This window comes from Thiohalophilus thiocyanatoxydans (assembly GCF_004366735.1).
Classification (GTDB): Bacteria; Pseudomonadota; Gammaproteobacteria; order UBA6429; family Thiohalophilaceae; genus Thiohalophilus; species Thiohalophilus thiocyanatoxydans.
Genome location: NZ_SOQX01000001.1, coordinates 164,250 through 185,065, shown reverse-complemented (window position 1 = coordinate 185,065; position 20,816 = coordinate 164,250). Strand labels below are relative to the sequence as shown.

14 protein-coding genes are annotated in these 20,816 nt (G+C 57.6%); 12 read left to right on the top strand and 2 right to left on the bottom strand.

The features are described 5' to 3' along the window. Positions 1–170: 170 nt before the first annotated feature. From prsK to EDC23_RS00780, 4 genes are all read left to right on the top strand, one after another. Positions 171–2,267, top strand: coding sequence for an XrtA/PEP-CTERM system histidine kinase PrsK (gene prsK / locus EDC23_RS00795; protein ID WP_243830676.1), 2,097 nt, complete (start codon positions 171–173; stop codon positions 2,265–2,267). Continuing rightward, entirely contained in the window at positions 2,268–3,629 is a 1,362-nt protein-coding gene (gene prsR / locus EDC23_RS00790) for a PEP-CTERM-box response regulator transcription factor (RefSeq protein ID WP_243830675.1), read from the top strand. Between the two features lie 59 nt (positions 3,630–3,688). Beyond that, positions 3,689–6,445 (top strand): XrtA/PEP-CTERM system TPR-repeat protein PrsT, encoded by a 2,757-nt coding sequence (prsT, locus tag EDC23_RS00785; RefSeq protein WP_166668731.1) that lies wholly within the window; start codon positions 3,689–3,691, stop codon positions 6,443–6,445. Between the two features lie 199 nt (positions 6,446–6,644). Next, entirely contained in the window at positions 6,645–7,511 is an 867-nt protein-coding gene (locus EDC23_RS00780; RefSeq protein ID WP_208321236.1) for a PEP-CTERM sorting domain-containing protein, read from the top strand. A 267-nt stretch (positions 7,512–7,778) separates the two neighbouring features. On the opposite strand, the gene EDC23_RS00775 is transcribed toward EDC23_RS00780, so the two are convergent. Further along, entirely contained in the window at positions 7,779–8,642 is an 864-nt protein-coding gene (locus EDC23_RS00775; protein WP_134080367.1) for a ThiF family adenylyltransferase, read from the bottom strand. A gap of 22 nt (positions 8,643–8,664) precedes the next feature. Next, positions 8,665–9,456 carry a PEP-CTERM/exosortase system-associated acyltransferase gene (locus EDC23_RS00770; protein ID WP_134080366.1) on the bottom strand — a complete coding sequence of 264 codons (792 nt, stop codon included), beginning with the start codon at positions 9,454–9,456 and terminating at the stop codon, positions 8,665–8,667. A gap of 472 nt (positions 9,457–9,928) precedes the next feature. On the opposite strand from EDC23_RS00770, the gene EDC23_RS00765 reads away from it, so the two are divergent. The 8 genes from EDC23_RS00765 (at position 9,929) to EDC23_RS00730 (ending at position 20,799) form a co-directional block, all read left to right on the top strand. Next, positions 9,929–10,609 (top strand): outer membrane lipoprotein-sorting protein, encoded by a 681-nt coding sequence (locus EDC23_RS00765; RefSeq protein ID WP_243830674.1) that lies wholly within the window; start codon positions 9,929–9,931, stop codon positions 10,607–10,609. Between the two features lie 134 nt (positions 10,610–10,743). After that, positions 10,744–12,672 carry a DUF1302 family protein gene (locus tag EDC23_RS00760; protein WP_208321235.1) on the top strand — a complete coding sequence of 643 codons (1,929 nt, stop codon included), beginning with the start codon at positions 10,744–10,746 and terminating at the stop codon, positions 12,670–12,672. Continuing rightward, complete coding sequence (locus tag EDC23_RS00755; protein WP_134080364.1) at positions 12,672–14,933, top strand: efflux RND transporter permease subunit; 2,262 nt, start codon at positions 12,672–12,674, stop codon at positions 14,931–14,933. The genes EDC23_RS00760 and EDC23_RS00755 overlap by 1 nt, the downstream gene beginning before the upstream one ends. Before the next feature lie 253 nt (positions 14,934–15,186). After that, on the top strand, positions 15,187–15,777 hold the full coding sequence (locus tag EDC23_RS00750) for an XrtA/PEP-CTERM system exopolysaccharide export protein (RefSeq protein ID WP_243830673.1): 591 nt from the start codon (positions 15,187–15,189) through the stop codon (positions 15,775–15,777). Positions 15,778–15,849: 72 nt separating this feature from the next. Then, on the top strand, positions 15,850–17,385 hold the full coding sequence (locus tag EDC23_RS00745; RefSeq protein ID WP_134080363.1) for an XrtA system polysaccharide chain length determinant: 1,536 nt from the start codon (positions 15,850–15,852) through the stop codon (positions 17,383–17,385). Positions 17,386–17,407: 22 nt separating this feature from the next. Continuing rightward, on the top strand, positions 17,408–18,304 hold the full coding sequence (locus EDC23_RS00740; protein WP_134080362.1) for an XrtA-associated tyrosine autokinase: 897 nt from the start codon (positions 17,408–17,410) through the stop codon (positions 18,302–18,304). Next, the gene (locus EDC23_RS00735; RefSeq protein WP_134080361.1) at positions 18,301–19,758 is read left to right on the top strand and encodes a TIGR03016 family PEP-CTERM system-associated outer membrane protein; all 1,458 of its coding nucleotides are present in this window, start codon (positions 18,301–18,303) and stop codon (positions 19,756–19,758) included. The genes EDC23_RS00740 and EDC23_RS00735 overlap by 4 nt, the downstream gene beginning before the upstream one ends. Before the next feature lie 9 nt (positions 19,759–19,767). Further along, positions 19,768–20,799: an XrtA/PEP-CTERM system-associated ATPase gene (locus EDC23_RS00730; RefSeq protein ID WP_134080360.1), complete on the top strand. Its 1,032-nt coding sequence runs from the start codon at positions 19,768–19,770 to the stop codon at positions 20,797–20,799. Positions 20,800–20,816: the final 17 nt, after the last annotated feature.

Below are 20,816 nucleotides of genomic sequence, written 5' to 3'. Positions count from 1 at the left end.
CACGCGGGGATGTTCTTCGTGTAATAAAAGTACCAGGTGCTGTGAGCAATGTGTGTATTGGCATAGCATTATAAAGAGCCGGATGACAAAAGTGCGCCTGATAGCCGTGAACCCGGGCCTGTTTTTCTCTTGTCCGGTGCACAATCCCAATTTACCTGCGGTCGTTTGAATTGATTGAAGCAAGCTACCTTACTATTGGGCTGATCGGTTATGGCGTTGCCTGTCTGGCTTTTCTGGCGCTGACGGTCGTGCTGGCCATCGGTTGGCGGGGTGGCGTTCAGGGAATGGCCTTGTTGACCGCGTCCGTGGTCTCCATGTCGTGGGCTGCTCTCATGGCCCTCGGTGCCTCCACTGCGATCACCCTCTGGCCGATGGTGGTTCTGCTCACCGATTTGTTGCGTGATTTCGCCTGGTTGGCCTTTCTATGGCTGGTGCTGTGGATGGGCCACACGACCGCGGGAACCTCGCACCTGAGCCTGTTACGCCTGGCCGGTATCGTGCTGTTGACGGTTTTGCTGGCACAGATGGGCTTGCTGCTGGTTATGCCGTTGTCAGACATTTTCCAGTGGGTGCTGGCCGGCAAGGTCATGCTGAGCATCGGTGCGCTGGTGCTGATTGAACACCTGTATCGTTCGACGACCGCCGACCAGCGCTGGGCGGTAAAGTACCTGTGCCTGGCGACGGGTGCCCTGTTTGTCTATGACTTCATTCTGTTTTCCGATGCCCTGTTGTTCCTTGGTATCAGCCAGACTCTTTGGGACGCACGGGGTTATGTCAATGCACTGGTCGTGCCCCTGATCGCGGTGTCAGCGGCACGGAATCCCCAGTGGTCGCTCGATGTGTATGTCTCGCGTGGCGTGGTGCTGCATGGTTCCGCATTGGTGATGGCGGGCGGATACCTGCTGTTAATGGCGGCGGCCGGCTTTTATCTGCGCCGTTTTGGCGGGGAATGGGGCGCGGTGTTACAGGCCGTGTTTCTGTTCGCGGCGGTCTTGTTACTGGTGGCCTTGCTGGTCTCGGGGCAGTTGCGTGCCACCCTGAAGGTATTTCTCAGTAAACATTTTTTCAATTACCGTTATGATTATCGCGAAGAGTGGCTGCGCTTTATTCATACCCTGGCCGCCTCGGACGCGCCCTTGCCTGAGCGGGTGATCCGGGCGGTGGGCGGCATTGTGGAAAGCCCGGGCGGCCAGCTCTGGTTATCAGACGGTGGTCGCCAGTATGTGGCTGACGCGCGCCTCAATTGGCCGGATCGGGAACCACCTGTCCTGCTACACGATAGCCAGTTGGTTACGTACTTGCGCGACAGCCAATGGGTGATTGATCTGGATGAGTACCGTGAGAATCCCGAGCGTTACACGGGACTGGTATTGCCCGACTGGATGCAACAGGAGTCACGACTGTGGATCATCGTACCGTTGATGCATGAAGAGGACCTGCTGGGGTTCCTGCTCATGGCACATTCCCGGGCGGGTCACAGTATCAACTGGGAAGATCGCGATCTGCTCAAGACGGCGGGGCGTCAGGCCGCCAGCCACCTGGCCCAGATGCAGACCCTGCAGGCGCTGGCGGAAGCGCGGCAGTTCGAAACCTTCAATCGGCTTTCGGCGTATGTGATTCACGATCTGAAAAACCTGGTCGCCCAGCTCTCGCTGGTGGTGAGCAATGCCCGTCGTCACAGTGACAACCCGGACTTTCTCAAGGACGCGATCGGCACGGTGGAAAATGCCGTCAATCGCATGAATCGGCTCATGCTGCAGTTACGCAATGGAACCCGGGTGGCGAGTGCCCAGCTACTGGATCTGGCGGCACTGGCCGAGGAGGCCGTGAAGAATGCGACCGATCGATCACCCGTGCCCCGCTTTACCCCGCCCGATGAGGCGATTTGGGTGCTGGCGGAGCGCGATCGCTTACTGTCGGTGTTAAATCACCTGATTCAAAATGCCCAGGAAGCCACGCCGGCCACGGGTGAGGTGTCGCTTTCCACCTGGTGTGATCGCGAACAAGCCTGCCTGGAGGTAACGGATACCGGCAAGGGCATGGACCGGATGTTTATGCGCGAACGATTGTTCCGACCTTTCGATTCGACCAAGGGATTGACGGGGATGGGCATTGGTGTCTACGAAAGTCGGGAGTTCCTGCGTGCCCTGGGCGGTGAACTCGAGGTACGCAGTGACCCGGGCGATGGCAGTACCTTTCGCCTGTTGCTGCCACGACATACCCCCGAGAGGCATGCCTTTGAGGATTCACGGGAGGAAACCGTTTAGATGGTAAAGCGATCGCAAATGCCGGTACTGCTGCTGGTTGAGGATGATCCGGGTCTGCTGAGTCAGTTGCGCTGGTGTTTCGACGACTTCGAGGTCGTCACAGCGACCAACCGGGACGAGGCGATCACCCAGCTACGTCGCGCCGAACCCTCGGTGGTGACGCTGGATCTGGGATTGCCACCTGATCCGGGCGGTGCCAGTGAAGGCCTGGCCACACTGGAGCAGATTTTGTCCCTGGCGCCCCAGACCAAGGTTATCGTGGTTACCGGTAACGATGATCGGGACAACGCCGTGCGCGCTGTTGCGCTGGGGGCTTATGACTTCTACCAGAAACCGGTGGATGCCGAGCTGCTCAAGTTGATCGTTCAGCGGGCGCACCGGATCTATGAACTGGAACAGGAGAACCGCCGCCTGCAACAAAACCAGGGTGCTTCCCCGCTGCCCGGGCTGATTGCCGGCAGCCCGGAAATGCTCAAGATTTGTCGTACCGTGGAAAAAGTCGCCCCGGTGGATGTCACTACATTGCTGCTGGGTGAAAGCGGCACCGGCAAGGAAGTGGTCGCCCGGGCCATTCATAGTCGAAGCCATCGTCGTGACGCCAGTTTTGTTGCGATCAACTGCGCGGCGATACCCGAAAATCTGCTGGAGTCGGAGCTGTTTGGTCATGAGAAAGGCGCATTCACCGGTGCAACCCGGCAGAGCCGGGGCAAGATTGAATACGCCGATGGCGGCACGCTGTTCCTGGATGAAGTCGGCGATCTGGCCTTGTCGTTGCAGGCAAAATTGCTGCGCTTCCTTCAGGAGCGCTCGATTGAACGGGTGGGTGGCCGTGAGGATATTCCGGTCGATGTGCGGGTCATTTGCGCCACTCATCAGGAACTGCCGGGCCTGATAGCGGAAAACACGTTCCGCGAAGATCTGTTCTATCGCATCAGCGAAATGAGCATCACTATTCCCCCGCTGCGTGAACGCACGGATGATGCGCATCTGTTGGCCCGGGTCTTTCTGGAACGTTTTGCCCGGGAACAGGGCCGGGCGCTGAAAGATTTTACGCCCGAGGCACTCAGTGCCATCAAGGCGCATAACTGGCCTGGCAACGTGCGTGAGCTCGAGAACCGGGTCAAGCGTGCCGTGGTGATGGCCGACGGGGCCCAGATTACCAGCGAGGATCTGGAGCTTTCCGATAGCGGTGAGGATCCGTTGATGCTCAATTTGCGACAGGTCCGGGACGACGCCGAAGGTCGGGCGCTTCGCCACACCCTGCAAATTGTCGACGGCAATATATCGCGCGCGGCGGAATTGCTGGGCGTGAGCCGGCCCACACTCTACGACCTGCTGAAAAAACATGGTCTTAATCGATAATCAGGGAGCGGCATATGAGTTATTTATACATTAGAGGTGTACGTCAGGTTTTGATCGTGATGGTGTCAGCCCTATTGCTGCTCTCCGGCTGCGGGGAAAACGATCTGAGCGACACCGAGCATGTGCAGCGCGGTATCGAACACCGCCAGCAGGGTGACCTGCGCGCCAGTGTGATCGAACTGAAGAATGCCCTGCAGAAAAATCCGTCCAGTGAAGCAGGTCGCTGGCAACTGGGGCTGACTTACCTCGCTATGGATGACGGTGTCAGAGCCGAGGCCGAGATCCTGCGCGCCCGGGATCTGGGCCGGGCGCCCGGGGAGACCGCCGTGGCCCTGGCCAGGGCGCAGCTTCTGCAGGGACGTTTTGATCAGGCGCTGGTGATGCTGGATGAATATCCGGTCGCCGCGGACGATCCGCAACGTCTGGCCCGGTCCGAGGTGATCCGGGGCCTGGCGTACCTGGGCAAAGCGCAGCCCGAAAGGGCGGCCCGCTTTTTCAAGGACGCGCTGGAAAAGGAGCCGCAACTGAGCGAGGCGATGCTGGGCATGGCCCGGGTCAGCGAGATGGAGGGTGAGCTCGATCAGGCGGATCACTGGATCGATCAACTGCTGGAACGCGAGCCGGAACATAGCAAGGCGCTGCGGGTGCGTGGTGATATAGCCCGGGCACGGGGCGATCTGGATGCGGCGGACGCGGCGTACAGCAAGGCGATCCGCTATGCGCACAACCCGTATGAACTGCATCTTCGCCGGGCCATGTTGCGCCTGGATCGCGAACCGCTGGATGCGGTCGAAGAAGATCTGAAGCAACTGCGCCGTCTGGCTGCCGAGCATCCCATGACTTACTATGTCAGCGGGCTCTGGCATTCGCGCAATGAGCGTTACGCCGATGCCCAGGCCGATTTTGAGGCGGTGTTGAATCGCCATCGCGAACACCAGCCCACCCTCTATTTGCTGGGTGCCAACCACTTCGCCCAGGGACACTGGAATCAGGCGGAGAGTTATCTGCAACGCTATTTAAGTGAAAACCCCGGTTCGCCACAGGCGGTTGCGCTGCTGGCCCGCATTCGCATGCAACAACAACGTATCAGTGACGCCGTCCGCGTACTGGAAGAGGGGCTGGCCGCCTCCGTTTCGCCGCAACCCGTACTCAGTGAGATGCTGGCATCGCTCTATCTGCAACAGGGCCAGCAGGAACGCGGCCTGCAAATTTTGCAAAGTGCCCTGAGTGATGATCCGGATTCGACGGGTTTGCAGGAAAGCCTGGGTCTCGCGTTGATGCGCAGCGGCGAGCGGGACGATGGCCTCGAGGCCTTGCGCAAGGCGTCCGGCATGGATGATCAGCCGCGTCGTGCCGATGCCGCCGTGGTGCTCGCTCACCTGCAAGCCCGCGAATATGACGAGGCCCTGGACGCTGCGCAGCGTTATCGTGAAAAACAGCCCGACAGTGCCGAGGCACATAATTTTATTGGCGCCGTCCTCATGGGACTGGACCGCAACGACGAGGCGCGGGCCGCCTTCAACAAGGCAATTGAACTGGAACCGGATAATGTCACGGCCGCCATGAACCTGGGGAGTCTGGAGACGCGTCTTGGACACAGGGATGCGGCCCGGCAGGCCTTCGAGTCAATACAGGCGCACGATCCCGGCCATCCGCTGTCCGCGCAACGGTTGGCGGGACTGGAGGCACTGGCCGGTCGGCCGCAGGCGGCGCGGCGCTGGCTTGAAGGGTCACTGGAAACCTATCCGGATAACCTGACGACCAAGATTATGCTGGCCAGGGTACAAAAGGCCTCCGGCGAGGATGCCGAAGCCCTGCGCACCCTGAACAGGGCGATGGAGCAGCATGCCGAACGCTTGCCGGCCTATTTCGCCACGGCCGAACTGCTGCGGGCGATGGATCGCACCAGTGACGCATTGCAGGTGCTTTCCCGGGCCGAAGCACTGGCGCCCGAGTCGGCCGAGGTGCAACGGCGACTTGCCAGTGCCCGCGAGCAGGCCGGAGAGTACGAGGCGATGCAGGCCCACCTGCGCAAGGCCGTCAAACTGGATCCGGCCGATGTCGCTTCCCGGGTGAGTCTGGCCATGGCGCTGGCCCGCGCCGGGGCGTTGGACAGCGCGAGGGAGCAGCTGGCCAGCTTGCAGGCGTCGCATGGCGAACGGGCCGAGGTTCATGCACTGAGCGGCTGGTTTGCATTGCGCGACGGGGAGATTGAGGCTGGCGCCGAGTCCTACGCGAAAGCCCTGGCACAGCGGCAACACCGGCCCTGGGTCATGGAGCTGTTCCGGGCCCGGCAGACCCTGGGAGATCACGCCGGGGCGGTGACTGTGCTGACCCGTTGGCTGGAGCAGTCGCCGGGAGACGCGGCAGCGCGTCACGCCCTGGCAACACAGCAAATTGCCACGGGCAACGCCGGGCAGGCGATTGGGCATTATGAAAAAATACTGGATGACGCCCCGGACGATGTCGCCTCACTCAACAATCTGGCCTGGCTGTTGGGCGAACGCGATACGGATCGGGCGCTGAAGCTGATCGAACGCGCCCGGGAACTGGCACCGGAATCCGCCGCAGTGCACGATACGCTGGGTGTCGTACTATTTTACAGCGGCGATCTGGTCCGCTCCGCCCGGGTTTTGCAGGATCTGGCTGCCGACTCGCCGGAGGATCCCGCTGTTAACTTCCATCTGGCGCGCACCCTGCATGTACAGGGCAATATCGCCGATGCACAGGTGCATCTGGACCGGGCGCTGGCTTCACAAAGCGGGTTTACCGAACGCGAGGCCGCGCTGCGCCTGCAACAGACGTTGGCCCGCTGATGTCAGGGCGTCGAAAGACTTTACAAAGCCGCCAGGGTGAACAGGCCGCCAGGGTCGGACCGGCGAGTCGCAGTGAAAAAATCAGCTTTTAAAGCAACAGGTTAAAAGTTAGTTAGGGAGTTTTCGTCAGCCTGGTACGCTTCCTGCATTCTATATAGATGTAAAGCAATCTCGCTGAACTGAAAAGAGGGAACTGATAATGAAACGTTTATTACTTGCAACCGGTCTGCTATTCGCCTTCGGTGGCGCCTATGCAGGACCATTTTACCTGAATGTCGATCAAAACTTCGATGGCCAGGCGGCCCCGGATGGCGACAAGGTATGCGATACCTGTACTTCCATGAAGGACGAATTTACGTTCACCTACGAGTCTAGCACCACCATTCAAGACAGTGATGCCAGCGGGACGATCAGTGCCGGTGACCAGATGTCCACAGACGGTGGCCTGGCGGTGGGTGATCTGGATAGCAACCAGGTTAACGGTTTTACACCGAATGAAGTGTTCGGCGCCAACAGCAACAACGGCTACGATGATAACTGGCTGTTAACCTTCTCAATCGAGGATCTGCAAGGTGAGATCACCGGTGTTACCGGTGGAGGCGTACCGCTGTTCACCTATGATCCCGGCACCGTCGAAATGTTCCTGACCTTTGACGGCACTACCCTGAATCACTTCATGGATGTGGCCGTGACAGGCGGCAACGCGACCGGCGTGAGTACGGTGCTGGTCGGTGATGCGGACTTCACCAACATTGCCGATTTGACCTACGCGAACCTGTTCCAATCCGGTGAATTCGAGTGTAACGGTTCCAACGGGTTCTACGATATCTGGGCCAACTGTGGCGAAGGTGCCGGCGATGCGTTGGAGATTGGCTTTGAAAGCAGCTTCGATACCAACATTTTTGTGAGCGACTTTGACTTTGACCCGGAGACCGGCGAGTTCACATTGACCTCAAATCATGACGGCAGCGCTACCTTCACTATCCCGGAACCTTCCGCGCTGGCTCTGCTGGGCGGCGGTCTGGTGCTGCTGGGTATGTTCGGTGCACGTCGCCGGATGAGCTGAGAGTTGTACCCTCATTGAAGTCACAGTGAGATACGTTAAGAAGGGGGCAGGAGCCCCCTTCTTTTTGTGTTGAATTCCTGCCTTGATCCGCCTTTTTTCCGCCGTTTATCTGTTCACCACAGTTCTGTTGCCGGTGCGTTACCGGGTTCACTGAACACGCTGTGTAAAGCCGTACAGAGCACGTCAAGCGATTACAAGCAGAAACAAGTATTACCGATGGGGACGGGAAGCGTGTAGCAGAGAACAACCGAGGCGTCGTGTCAGGTGCTATTGCCGTAACAGGCGTTTGACGTACCAGAACATCAGGCGTTGCAGGGGGTGTCGGTTGCCAAAGGGGCGCCAGGTTCTGATCAGGCGGTTACGGTAGGCATCGAAGTGCAGGCCGTGGGGCGCATGAATCACCGGGCCACGATGGAGTAACAGTTTCAGGGCGTTGCTGCCGGCTACCCCGGCGGCAAGCTCAATACCCATTGCCGTGGAGGGGACCTTCTGTTGAAGAAAATTCACCGAACTGCGGTCCACCAGGTAGTGGCGTTGCTGCACTGACGGCGATACACCGATGACAAACTTGATGATCTTGTCTTCGAAAACCGGCACATCATCCAGGCAAAAATATTCCTCGAAACTCATCTTGCCCGGCACAAAGATCAACATGGCCGTGCCCATGCCCATGGGTGCGGCGGTGAGCGTCGGGATACCCAGTTCGTAACAACGCTGGAAGACTTGTCGGCGTATATCCAGGGCGAAGATATCCAGACTGTCCATGTACAGATCCACACCGGTGAGAAAGTCTTCCAGATTGGCTTCGTCGACCCCGCGGTCGAAATGCCGAATCCCGATCTCCGGATTGATATCCTGGACAGTCCGGGCCATGACATCGAGTTTAGGCTGGCCAAGGGTGGACATGCCGGCGCCGTACTGACGGTTGAAGTTGGGCAGATCGAAGTCGTCGAGATCGGCGATGTTAAAGTGGCCGACACCCAGCCGGGCCAGAGTGATCAGATGACTGCCGCCCACGCCGCCCATGCCGGCAACCGCGACGCGTTTGTCGCGCAAAGCGGCCTGCTCTTCCCGCGTGACCCAGCCGATGTTGCGGGAGAAGGCGGTGAAGTAATCGAATGGCGGACTCATCCCTGTGCAGGCCAGGCAGTCATCAGCAGGAAAAGTGGTCGCTGCTGTGTCCCCAGTGGGTGCTGTCGAGGTCGGTGATAATGGTGTCCAACAGCTCGCGAATTTCGGGTTTGATGTATTTGTACAGATTCTGGACGCTGAGATAAAAGGGGCCACGCATACCATGGTATTCCACCACTTCGCCGGCAGGGCGGAAAATAATCCCGTAGCGGCGCATGTGTCGGGCCAGGCGCGGTTCCATCATCACGAATGCGCCGGAACGCCGATGGGTGATCACCAGCGCGGCGCCGGCCAGATACAGGCCCAGCGCGATGTGTGGAAAAATACGGCGATGGGTCGGATCATGTGTGCCATTATCGCTGTCCATCATATTACCGCGCGTGTCGAGATGTTCACAGTTGCGGCGACGAAACTGAGGGCGTACCGCGAGTCGGGATATCTCGCCAAACGATCCTCTGGGCAGTTTGTCGGGATCGATAATATTGCGGCGCAGGCTATGGCCGCAGAAACGTTCAAACGGAAACAGGGTGCGCGGTTCGCCGGGCTGATCGACAATCAGCCGGACACAGCCGGCATATTCGCCAGTGGGGCGGTAGCGGAGCAGCGCATACAGTGCCTGATCGTCGTATTCATCGCGTTCCAGGTTATCGGGGAAATTCTCGGGCGCCTCAAAGCCTGCCTCCAGACAGTACACTTCATAGCGGATTTGGTAGACGGTTTTTTTGAGTTCCGGCGTATCCGCCAGAACCACCTCGAAAAGACGATGGAACTGTTCCGATAACACCGGTTCAACGTGGCGCTCGGTTTGAATCATGTTTTTTATCCTCTGTCGATGACAGGGTAATGGGAGGTCCCCCCTTATAGAGTGATATGTTTTTCACTACTATGCGCTATCGCACAGTTATGCAGAGTCGCCCGGGGTATTTTGTTAACTTTTGTGACCCACTTCGAAATAAGGCACATTTGCGCATGCCATGTCCCCTGCATTTATACGCCATCTTGCACTATGCTTTCGAGGCAGTGAGCAGTGCTGGACGAAGGGGGGAATCGGGTCCAGAATCAAGAATGTTAGTCAGCATTCGGGCGACTATGACCTTTCAGGAATCGCGCGCCCGGACACAAGGGAATGATCGCTTATGCACCAGCTAGTTGTCCCGCTTCGATGGATTCTCGACGGACTTGTCCTGTCCGTTCTTACTGCTCTTATTGCGTCGCCGGTTTTTGCCGACACAGCGCCCGGGCGGGATTTGGCCCAGCGTGTTTATGAGCGTCCCGATGGGAAGGACATGAGTACCCGCAGTACCATGGTTCTGAAAGAAAAAGAGGGCGAGCCGCGGGTTCGGGAAATGTTTACCTATCGCCTGGACGGCGAGCGGGGAGAAGTACACTCTTTGATCCGTTTTACCGCTCCGGCGGATATTCGAGGCACGGGCCTGCTCACGCTGGATCACCCGGATGGCAGTTCGGATCAGTGGGTTTATCTGCCGGCACTGGATCGTTCCCGCCGTATCTCGACAGAACGCAAAGGCGGACGGTTTGTGGGTTCGGATATCTTTTTCGAAGATCTGCAGGATCGCAAGGTGAACATGGACCGTCACCGGTTGCTAAGGGAGGAACAGTTGTTCGAGATGCCGACACAGGTACTCGAGAGCGTCCCGGTGGAGCCCGGCAATTCGACCTATGGCAAGCGGATCAGCTGGATCCATACACCGAGCCTGTTGCCCCTGCGCATCGATTTTTATGCCCCGGGTCGTGATGCGCAGCCCATCAAACGCATGGAAGTTCACCGCATCGAGCAGGTACAGGGATACTGGACGGTTATGGACAATTCGATCACGGACCTGGACAGTGGCCACCGCACCCGGGTGGTCGCGAAAAAAGTAAGCTATGACCGGGGACTGCCTGCCTCGCTGTTTACCAGCCAGAGCCTGGAAGATGTTGCCCGCGAACGTGTTCACCGGCCATGACGGTGCTACCCCGCACGCCCTGCTCTTTGCTTCACGATTTGACGCGACACCTGCGGCGGGAGTCGTAAGCGGTGAGCGTCTCCCCGGCTCGCAGCACTCCGTGCCTGCCTGCGCAGTCTGTAAAGCAGCAAGCTATGTCGCAAGATGCGGGGTGGCGTAACGGTGCGTTGACGATTGTTCCGCGCGGCGGGCGAAAACTTCGGCATGCCGGTTTGTTGCTGGTGCTGCTCAGCAGTGGGGGGAGTGCGGTCCTGGCGGAGGTGCCTCCTGACCGGGCATTGGCGGGAACCGCGGGGAGCTCGATTCAGAATCCGCCGCCGCAGGTGGGAATGGTTTATCCACCCGGCGCTGATTGCCACCAGCGAGTGCGGGCTGACTTCCCCCCTCCATTTCGCCCGCCCGGGGAGATGGGGCCCCTTCAACGCCAGCAGCTGTTGATCGCTGTCCAGCCTGACAGTGATCCCCGGTGGGCCGACGTGAGCCGGCAGTCCAGCGCCGGCATCGATACCCTGACAATCGCCCCCGGTGCGGGAAACGGGTCTGCCCCCGGTACCGGCGTATTTGGGGAAGAATGCACTGTTTACCCCCCGATCCGGCATCCGGGCCGGCCCGGTTATTCCTTTATATATAGTGTTCCCCTGGCGCGGGCCGCCAGTGACCCGGATGCGACGCGGTTAGCGGAGGGGGAGAGCGTCCCCGCGGCACCCTCTCGCTTCGCCGGATCGGTTGATAACAGCAAGGGGCTCATGATCGGTTCCCAGCCGGAGCCGGTCCCGGAGGCGCCGGAACAAGACCCCGGGGCGGCCAACATGCCCCGCCTGGTGGTCGATCCGATCTGGATCGAGGCCGGCGCCCTGGTGGACGATGAGGCACGGGCGGCGGGGAGTCATTATCTGCATAGCACCCTGGCCATGGAATGGTTGTACTCGGACAACTGGGAGGCGCGGCTGGGTGGCCGGGTGGACGGGTATATGCAGCGCGGGGATGCCGATTTCGAGAAAAGCGAGCTGGATTATGCTGAAAGCTACCTGCGCTATCGGAATGCGGATCGAACCGTGACGCTCGGCGCACAGACCGTGCTCTGGGGGCGGGTGGATGAGTTGCCGCCCACGGATCGGCTGAGCGTGCAGGATGTAAGCCGCTTTGTGCTTGACGATCTGGAAGACCGGCGTCGTGCGGTGCCCGCCGTCCGCTGGGAAGAATTTGTCGGCGCGCACAAGCTCGATCTGCTCTATGTGCCGCAATTTCGGGCGGCGGAACGCCCGCAGGAAGAGAGCATCTGGTCACCGGTGGATCGGGATCGGGGACGCCTCATCGGGATGCCGGCGAATCCGCTGCTGGCGCCACTGGTGACAGGGGGCCGCTTTGCCGAGGATGACGACGGCCGGGGTGGCTGGGGGCTGCGGCTGAGCCGTGCCGGACACAATCTGGATTACGGGTTGACGGTGCAGGATGCGCGCCATTCCCTGCCCTACTATGAACTGGCGCCGGCGGTACGCTCGAGCTTGCTGGCCAATTCCAGCGATGTGGAAGGCGCGCTGGCCGCGGCGCCCGATACCTTTACCGCCCGTCATCCGCGCACCTGGGTGGTGGGCGGGGATCTGGCCTTTTCGGCGGGCCGTTCAACCTGGCGGCTGGAGGCGGCCTGGCTCAGTGATCAGCCCGCCACCACAGAGGATCTGCGTTACACCACCGTTGAAGCGCTGGACTGGGTCGCCGGGGTGGAATTCTTTCCCGGTGATCGAAACCTGCGCATGACGGCCCAGTTGAGAGGCCTGCATCTGCTCAACGCGAAGGACGAGCTGCTGGATCGGGAGACCATTTACACCCTGTTCGGTGATATTGAAAACAGCTTTGAGCGCGAGCGCTGGCGGGTCCGGTTGCGTTATTCGATCGGGCTGGACGAGCATGATGTGTACCTCAATCCCGAGCTGGCGTTTCAGGGCCGGGAACCGCATGAGCTCTATCTGGGCTTTCATTATTTCGATGGTGCGCCGAACACGCCGGGAGGCTTCCATCGGCACCATGATCTGTTCACGTTAGGCTGGCGGGCCCGTTTCTGATGCGCAGATCCCTCCCCGCTCCCGTGGCGCTGGTGTTACTCCTGGCACTGGCGATCTTGCCCGGCGGGCTGTTGCTGAACATCGAGTTGAATAACGCTCCCGAGGTTTACTTCCCCGACTCCTCACCCGCCGTGGTGTTTGAAGACGAGCTGCGCGAGGAGTTTCCGCTGGACCAGGTGCTGGTCGTCCTGTTTGAAGGTGAAGAGCTGCTCGGCGATGAATTGCTGGGCGATCTGGAGGCGGTGGTGCGCCAGTTGCAGGCCCACCCGCGAGTCGATCGGATTCTGGCCTTGCCGACGCTGGATCATATTCGCGGCACGGCCGATGGCTTCGTGGTGGAACCGCTGCTGGACATGAGCGTGGCGGCACCGCTGGATGAGGCAGCGCGACGCGCCCGGGTTCTCGAGGATCGTTTCGCACCCGGGCTGCTGGTCTCCGAAGATGCGCAGGCGGTGGCCCTGGTGGTGCGCCCGCAAGCGCTCGAAGACAGCCTGCAGCGTCTGGAACTGCAGCAGGCCACCCTGAATGCGATTGCCGGCACCGCGCTGGAGTCGCGTGTGACCGCCGTGGGCGGACAGGTGGCTCTGGATGTAGCACAGCTGCGTGCCATGATTCGCGACAGTCTCATGTTCGTTCCCCTGACCACCGGACTGGGGCTGTTGCTGATTGGCTGGATGTTCCGTCGCTGGATGGCCGTGCTCACGGCCGGTGCGGTGATTGGGGCCGTGGTGAGTATGTGCGTTAGCGCACTGATAGTGGCGGGGCGACCCTACACACTGATTACTGCAATTTTGCCGCCACTTATGGCGGCGCTGTCGGTCGCATTGCTGATTCACTGGTTCAATGCGCTGACCGCGGCCGCCCGGCGGGGGTTGCGCGGCACGGCCCGGGTGAACCGGGCCCTGGACGAGATCGCGCGGCCGGCGGTGTTTACCGCGCTGACCACGGCCGCCGGACTGGCGTCACTGGGTTTGAGCCCGATTCAGCCCATTCAGGCTTTCGGGCTGGCCGCTGCCGGTGGCGCCTTATTGCTGGCGGTCATCGTGCTGGGCTTGCTGCCACCGTTGTTTGCCCGCTGGGATCACGGCAGCTGGGCGGTGCGCGGTGGCGGTATTCACCGGCTGGATCAGATCGTGTCGGCGTTGCGCCACCTGGGCATGCGCAAACCGGTCTGGGTGCTGGTGGGCACGGCAGTGTTGCTGTTGCTGGCAGTGCCGCAAATCGCGCGGGTTCAGGTCGAGACGGATCTGTTCCGCTTTTTTAAACAGGACCATCCGATCAGCGTTTCGAACGAACGGATTCGCGACAAACTGAGTGGGGTGACAACCCTGGAAGTCGTATTCGATGGGCCGGGCAGGGATAGTCTCAAGGACCCGCGAAGATTGGCACGGATTCGCGATTTTCAGCGCTGGCTGGACAGCCTGCCCGAGGTGGATCGCAGCATCTCCGTGGCGGAGCTGATCGAGGAGATGCACTGGGCATTTCATGATGAACAAACGGCCTATCGCACGCTACCTGAGGAGGCGGCACTGATCGCACAGTATCTGTTTATTTACGATGGCATCGAGCTGCATGAACTGGTGAACCGGGAATTCGATCGCACCCGCTTGATGCTGAATCTTCAGGTGAGCGGCGCGCGTGAGATCAATCGGGTCATCGGGCAGATTGAACAGGAGGTCGTGGAACGGGACCTCGGTGATTTGAGCGTGACCGTGGGCGGCTTTGGACGGATGTTCGGCGATCAGGAGAGATTATTAATCCAGGGCCAGATCCGCGGGCTGGCAGGAGCGGTTGTGTTGATCTTTTTACTAATGGCGGCGTTGTGGCGTTCCGCCTCCGCCTCGGCGGTGTGCATGATCCCGAATCTTGCCCCGATCGCCGTGATTTTCAGCCTGATGGGATTGCTGGGGATCTGGCTTGATATGGCAACAGCCATGATCGCCAGCGTGGCGGTAGGGATTGCCGTGGACGATACGATTCATGTGTACGAGGGCTATCGTCGTCGCCGACAGCAAGGCTTGTCTGCATGCTGGGCGCTGGCACGCACCTACCGCCAGGCAGGCCGCGCGGTCACTGCTACCACGCTGGTGTTGTGCGGGCAGTTCCTGCTGTTGGCCAGTTCCCAGTTCGTGCCGACGGTGGAATTCGGGTTGCTGACGGCGGTGGGGTTACTGACCGCCTTGCTGTTCGATTTGTTGTTCCTGCCGGCCTTGCTGATCGTGCTGGCTCGCTGGCGCGAAGGTAAGTCAGATGTTGCTTGACGTGGAGCCAGGCCTGCTTGGAACGTGACATAGATTGCATTCATCGGTGTTTTACCGCGCAGGCTTTTTTTATAGCAGCCTGCGCCAGATGCCGGCTCTGTAGTTGCCCGATTTAATGCTTTGGCAGGCGAGTTGTTAAGTATGTAATTTTGCGCGAATGATGGATTATACAGAACTTGTTCGTATGAACTTGAGACATGGAGGAGCAGCAGTGAGAACGAAACATATGACGCGCCGCCGGGTTGGAACCATAATGCTGATTCTGAGCGCATCGCTGGCACTGACAGGTTGTACTACAACAACAAGCAGTTACCCCGAGCTATCTTCCAAAACGCCTGATCATGACTACATTATCGGACCGGGTGATAACGTCAACATATTCGTCTGGCGGCAACCGGAGTTGAGTTCAACAGTCCCGGTACGTCCTGACGGCAAAATCACTACCCCCCTCATCGAAGATCTGCCAGCCAGTGGCAAGACACCAACCCGGCTGGCACGGGACATGGAAAAGGTCCTCAGGAAATATATTCGCGATCCGGTCGTTACCGTTATTGTCACCGGTTTTGTCGGCCCCTACAGCCAGCAGGTTCGGGTGATTGGCGAGGCGGTCAACCCCCAGGCCATTCCCTACCGGGAGCATATGAGCGTACTGGACGTGATGATCGCCGTCGGCGGCCTCACCGAATTTGCCGCCGGAAACCGTGCCAGCATCGTGCGCAGGGTTAACGGCAAGTCACAACAATTTGGCGTGCGTCTGGGTGATCTGGTGAAAGAAGGTGATATCGAGGCCAACGTGCCGGTAAGGCCCGGGGATACACTGATTATTCCCGAAAGCTGGTTCTAGGAAGTGCGGCTTGACACAACATGGGCCACGAGGCTCTACATTTGAACCGGGAATGAAGCGAGAGATTGTTGTATGCATGATCTATTAGGTCAGTTCTACGCCTATGCGCGGGAAACATGGCGATATCGCTGGCTGGCCCTGGCTGTTGCCTGGGTCATTTGCGTGGCGGGCTGGTTGTTCGTATTTGATATGCCCGACGAATATCGTGCGTCGGCACGAGTCCATGTGGATACCCAGTCGATGCTGCGTCCGCTGCTGCGAGGGCTCGCGGTCGATACCAACCTGACTCAGCGGGTCAATCTCATGACCCGGACCTTGCTGACGCGCCCTAATATGGAAAAAGTTGCGCGCATGACCGATATGCATCTGGAAGCGCAGACCGACGCCCAGATGCACGCATTGGTGGAACGCTTGCGCAACAAGATCAGCATTCAAGGCAATCAGCGGGAAAATCTTTACACTCTCTCCTATAACGATCGTGATCCGCAAAGGGCACACGCAGTTGTGCAGGCTATCCTGACGATCTTCACGGAAAGTGCACTCGGTGATACACGACTGGACAGTGATATGGCGCAAAGTTTCATTGAAAAGCAAATCAAGGAATATGAAAAGCGTCTGACCGAGGCAGAACAGCGCCTGGCGAATTTTCGGCGCAAAAATGTTGGCATGTTGCCCAGTGATCGTGGGGACTATTATCAACGACTTCAGCAGGCCCAGAATAAACTCGAGGAGGCACAGTTACGTCTTCGTGAAGCCAAAAGCCGGCGTGAAGAAGTGCGTAGACAACTGGCTGGCGAGGAACCGTCTTTTGGTATTACTAATTACCAGGAATCTGTGTCCGGCAATTCGAATCTGGATACGCGAATTCAGGATTTTGAGAAACGCCTGGATGAAATGCTGCTTACCTACACAGGACGGCATCCGGATGTGATTGCGTTGAAGCGTACGATTGCGAATCTGGAACAGCAAAAACAGGAGCAGGTTCAGTTAAATGGTGATCGGCCGTCTTCGGGGAATGGTCAGCTGGAGACCAATCCCGTGTACCAGCAGATGCGGATTTCCCTGTCCAACGCTGAAGTGGAAATATCTACGCTGAAGGAACGGGTACAGCGCTATGAGCAAGAGGTTAACGAATTGCGACAGTTGGTGGATACGATTCCCGAAATTGAGGCTGAACTGAAGCGCCTGAACCGTGATTACAACGTAAACCGGACGAATTACGAAAAACTTTTAGAGAGGCGGGAGACGGCAGAAATGTCTCAGGACTTCGAGGAAGGAGGCCAGCAGATGCAATTCCGTGTCATCGAGCCCTCGCGTGTACCGGATTCCCCGGCAGAGCCCAACCGTCCGTTACTGTTAACTGGTGTATTGTTCGTAGGGCTTGGGGTTGGGCTCGCGTTGGGATTTATTGTTTCTCAGTTACGTCCGGTATTTCATGATCGTCGTACGTTGAACTCCGTTACGCAATTTCCGGTATTGGGGACGGTCAGCCTGATGATGGATGAGCATGCCCGGTCGAGACGTCGTACTGAAATGCTGTTTCTCGGTTCAATCACCGCTCTGCTGCTGATTGCTTACGCGGTAGTCGTTGTTGTGGGAGGAAAATGATGCTGATTAAGTGGTGGCAGGAATGAGTAAAGATGATAAGCAGGGTTTGAGTCTTATCGAGAAAGCGGCGGCGCGACTCAACAAGACGCCGGAGGGTAAAGTCGAGGAGATACCGGAGCCTGTGCCAGTACTGGCACAAAAGCCGGCGCCCGAAAAGCAGCGAAATGAAAATGCGGCCCCGGTAAACATCGATATCTCATTACTCAAGGCCAAGGGCTTTGTGACGCCGGATGGTGAGCGCAGCAATCTGGCCGAGGAGTTCCGCTTTATCAAGCGCCCCTTGCTTGCCAACGCTTTTGGTCGAAACTCCGATCTCGTGGATCATGGCAACATGATCATGGTTACAAGCTCCACCGCGGGCGAGGGTAAGACGCTGACCACCATCAATCTGGCGATGAGCATCGCCATGGAAATGGATAAGACGGTGTTGCTGGTGGATGCCGATGTGGGACGCGCACAGATACACAAGATACTCGGTACACCCCTGGGTCCGGGACTGATCGATTTGCTGACCGATGAGAATCTGAATGTGAGCGACGTGATTCTGCGTACCAGTCTTCCCAAGCTGCGGATTATCCCCATGGGACGTTTTCACCCTCATGCTAACGAATTACTGGCCGGTCAGGGTATGTTGCGTCTTATACAGGAACTGGCTACCCGCTACAGTGACCGGGTAGTGATCTTTGATTCCCCTCCCCTGCTCATGACCAATGAGGCGGTGGTGTTGGCCGGGCTCATGGGGCAAATCGTCTTTGTGGTGGAATCGGATAAAACCTCGCAGGGTAGTGTCAAGGAAGCGCTATCTCTGCTCGATACTTCCAAGCCGATTGGGCTGGTGCTAAACAAGGCAAGCCAGCACAGAGAAGTGGGTTATTATGGATATGACTCCTATGCATATAGCGAGAACGATGGAGCATGAAAAGTGGTGTGAGACAGGGATGTCTTGTGGCCGGCGTGATCGTCAGCGGTATGAGTACGTTGCATATGGCAATAGCCGAAGAAGAGATTCCATGGGATTTCACCCCGCATATCGGTGTTACCCAAATCTATACGGATAATGTCGGGCTGAGTCGTGCCGGTGAGGAAGAGAATGAATACATCACACAGACGGACGTGGGTTTTATGCTACAGCGGGAAGGAAGTCGGGCTGCGGCAGAGCTGGCGTATAACCTGCAAAACCTGAGCTATTGGCGTGAAACACGCCGCAACAGTACTTACCATCAGTTTTCCGGCAACGGCAATGTTGAATTGCTGGAGGACCGTTTTTTTATCGATGCGTCGAGCAGCTATAGCCAGCGCTTTCAATCACGCAGGGACAACGTGACACAGGATAATATCAACGATCTGGGAGAACGCCGGGATGTATTGACATTTCATGTCAGTCCAAATTATATCCAGCGCATGGGGGATGTTGCCACCGGCCAGCTGCGTTATACCCATGATCGAGTGGATTATCAGGATGCCAGTACGAGCAGCTTCGACAGTGAAACAAATCAGGTTCTGGCGCGAATCGAAAACGGGAGGATGTTCTCACGTGTTGGCTGGGAATTGAGTTATCGACGCAGCGAAACAGAATACGATGATGGTTCAAGTGTGACTTTTCAGACGGCTGAAGCTTTACTGCGCTGGTTCGTGACCCGACGTCTGAATTTGTTTGTCGCTGGCGGCGAAGAGGATAATGAGTTTGTTCAGGACGCACGGCGTGCCCGACCTGATGATACCTTCTGGCGCGCGGGTGCCGGCTGGCAAAGTACGCGCACGGATATGGATGTATTTTACGGCGAGCGATTTTTTGGTGAAACCTATGGCGCCAGTCTTAACCACCGGTTCCGGAACAGTCAATTGTCCATGGAATATACCGAGGGACTGACTACTGTCAGCCACTTTGAGATAGAACGACGGGTATTTCCGGTGCTTGACAGTGCAGGAAACCCGTTGATTGTTAATGGACAGCCGCTATTTCTTGAACTGGAATACCCGGATCTGCAGAGCGGCGTGTATCTCAGTCGGCGGTTTAGCCTCGGACTCTCCGGAGAGAGACATAAATTAACCTGGAGTGTACGGGGCTTTGATGAGCGGCGTGAGTTCGAGGTGAACGATCAGCGCGAACGGGTTCGTGGTCTGGGTACCAACTTTGCCTTGCGTATCGCAGCTCATACACAGTTTTTGCTCAATGGCAGTGCGCAAAACTCGACCTATCAGGAAGATGATCGGGAAGATGATTATTATGTGCTCGGCACTGGAATCCGGCGTGACCTTGGGCCGCGTACCAGTGCCACACTCAATTATCGTTACGCAGAACGTAATTCCAACCAACCGGAAAACGAATTTCAAGAAAATCGTGTTTCGCTCAGCTTTCGGAAAAGTTTCTGACTGAATTTTATGTATGAAAACTATTTTAAGCTCGATCGTAAACCCTTCCAGTTAAGTCCGGATCCGGGGTTCTTTTTTGGCAGCAGTATACACAAACGGGCACTGGCGTACCTGCGCTACGGCTTAACGCAAGCAGAAGGGTTTATTGCCATTACCGGAGATGTTGGAACGGGTAAGACCACCCTGGCACGTATGTTGTTTCGTGAGCTGCCGCCCAAGGAAGTCATTGCCGCACAAATTGCGACGACTCAACTGGAGGCTGATGATCTGTTGCGCATGGTAGTCCAGGCATTCGGTCTGACGGTAAAAAGTGAGTCTAAATCAGCATTACTGGAACAGCTGGAGATCTTTCTTCACAAACAGGCGCGTGAAGGAAAACGGGCCTTGCTGGTTGTGGATGAGGCCCAGAATCTGTCACACAAGGCGTTGGAAGAGTTACGCATGCTGTCGAATTTCCAGACGGGCGACAAGCCGCTCCTCCAGAGTTTTCTCCTCGGTCAGAATCAGTTCAAACGGACTTTGCAGCATCCTGATCTTGAACAGTTGCGTCAGCGCTTTATCGCGGCCTGCCATTTGACACCACTGGACGAAGCGGAAACCCGGGAGTATATCGAATATCGTCTTGTTACCGCCGGTTGGAAAAATGACCCGTCAATTACTGACGAAGCGTTCACAGATATTTTCCGCCACACAAAGGGTATCCCGAGACGTATCAACAGCCTGGCCGACCGATTGTTGTTATTTGCCTATCTTGAAGAGCGTCATGTTATTGATCCGGACGCTGTTAGTATTGTTGCAAGCGAGCTTGATGAGGAGCTGAATATCACAGACGATAAAAAGGTAATCGATGATGAGAAGATGGCTATAACAGAAGAGCAGCTTGGGTTATCCAATCATTTCGGAACAAGATCACAATATAATACACCGGCCAGGTTTCAGTGGGATTATCTTGAATTGCGTATTACCGCTATAGAAAGCAGATTGCAGATACTGAATTCGTATATACATCGAAGATTTTCCGAAATAAAACGCAAGCCATAACCGCCAGGCGCTGTACT

What these genes read in the sequence shown, in the direction of transcription:
- EDC23_RS00760 (WP_208321235.1), top strand. Translation starts at nt 10,744, where the DNA reads ATGTCGCAAGATGCGGGGTGGCGTAACGGTGCGTTGACGATTGTTCCG.
- EDC23_RS00730 (WP_134080360.1), top strand. Translation starts at nt 19,768, where the DNA reads ATGTATGAAAACTATTTTAAGCTCGATCGTAAACCCTTCCAGTTAAGT.
- EDC23_RS00750 (WP_243830673.1), top strand. Translation starts at nt 15,187, where the DNA reads ATGCTGATTCTGAGCGCATCGCTGGCACTGACAGGTTGTACTACAACA.
- EDC23_RS00740 (WP_134080362.1), top strand. Translation starts at nt 17,408, where the DNA reads ATGAGTAAAGATGATAAGCAGGGTTTGAGTCTTATCGAGAAAGCGGCG.
- EDC23_RS00775 (WP_134080367.1), bottom strand. Translation starts at nt 8,642, where the DNA reads ATGAGTCCGCCATTCGATTACTTCACCGCCTTCTCCCGCAACATCGGC.
- prsT (WP_166668731.1), top strand. Translation starts at nt 3,689, where the DNA reads ATGGTGTCAGCCCTATTGCTGCTCTCCGGCTGCGGGGAAAACGATCTG.
- EDC23_RS00735 (WP_134080361.1), top strand. Translation starts at nt 18,301, where the DNA reads ATGAAAAGTGGTGTGAGACAGGGATGTCTTGTGGCCGGCGTGATCGTC.
- EDC23_RS00765 (WP_243830674.1), top strand. Translation starts at nt 9,929, where the DNA reads ATGAGTACCCGCAGTACCATGGTTCTGAAAGAAAAAGAGGGCGAGCCG.
- prsR (WP_243830675.1), top strand. Translation starts at nt 2,268, where the DNA reads ATGGTAAAGCGATCGCAAATGCCGGTACTGCTGCTGGTTGAGGATGAT.
- EDC23_RS00745 (WP_134080363.1), top strand. Translation starts at nt 15,850, where the DNA reads ATGCATGATCTATTAGGTCAGTTCTACGCCTATGCGCGGGAAACATGG.
- EDC23_RS00755 (WP_134080364.1), top strand. Translation starts at nt 12,672, where the DNA reads ATGCGCAGATCCCTCCCCGCTCCCGTGGCGCTGGTGTTACTCCTGGCA.
- EDC23_RS00770 (WP_134080366.1), bottom strand. Translation starts at nt 9,456, where the DNA reads ATGATTCAAACCGAGCGCCACGTTGAACCGGTGTTATCGGAACAGTTC.
- EDC23_RS00780 (WP_208321236.1), top strand. Translation starts at nt 6,645, where the DNA reads ATGAAACGTTTATTACTTGCAACCGGTCTGCTATTCGCCTTCGGTGGC.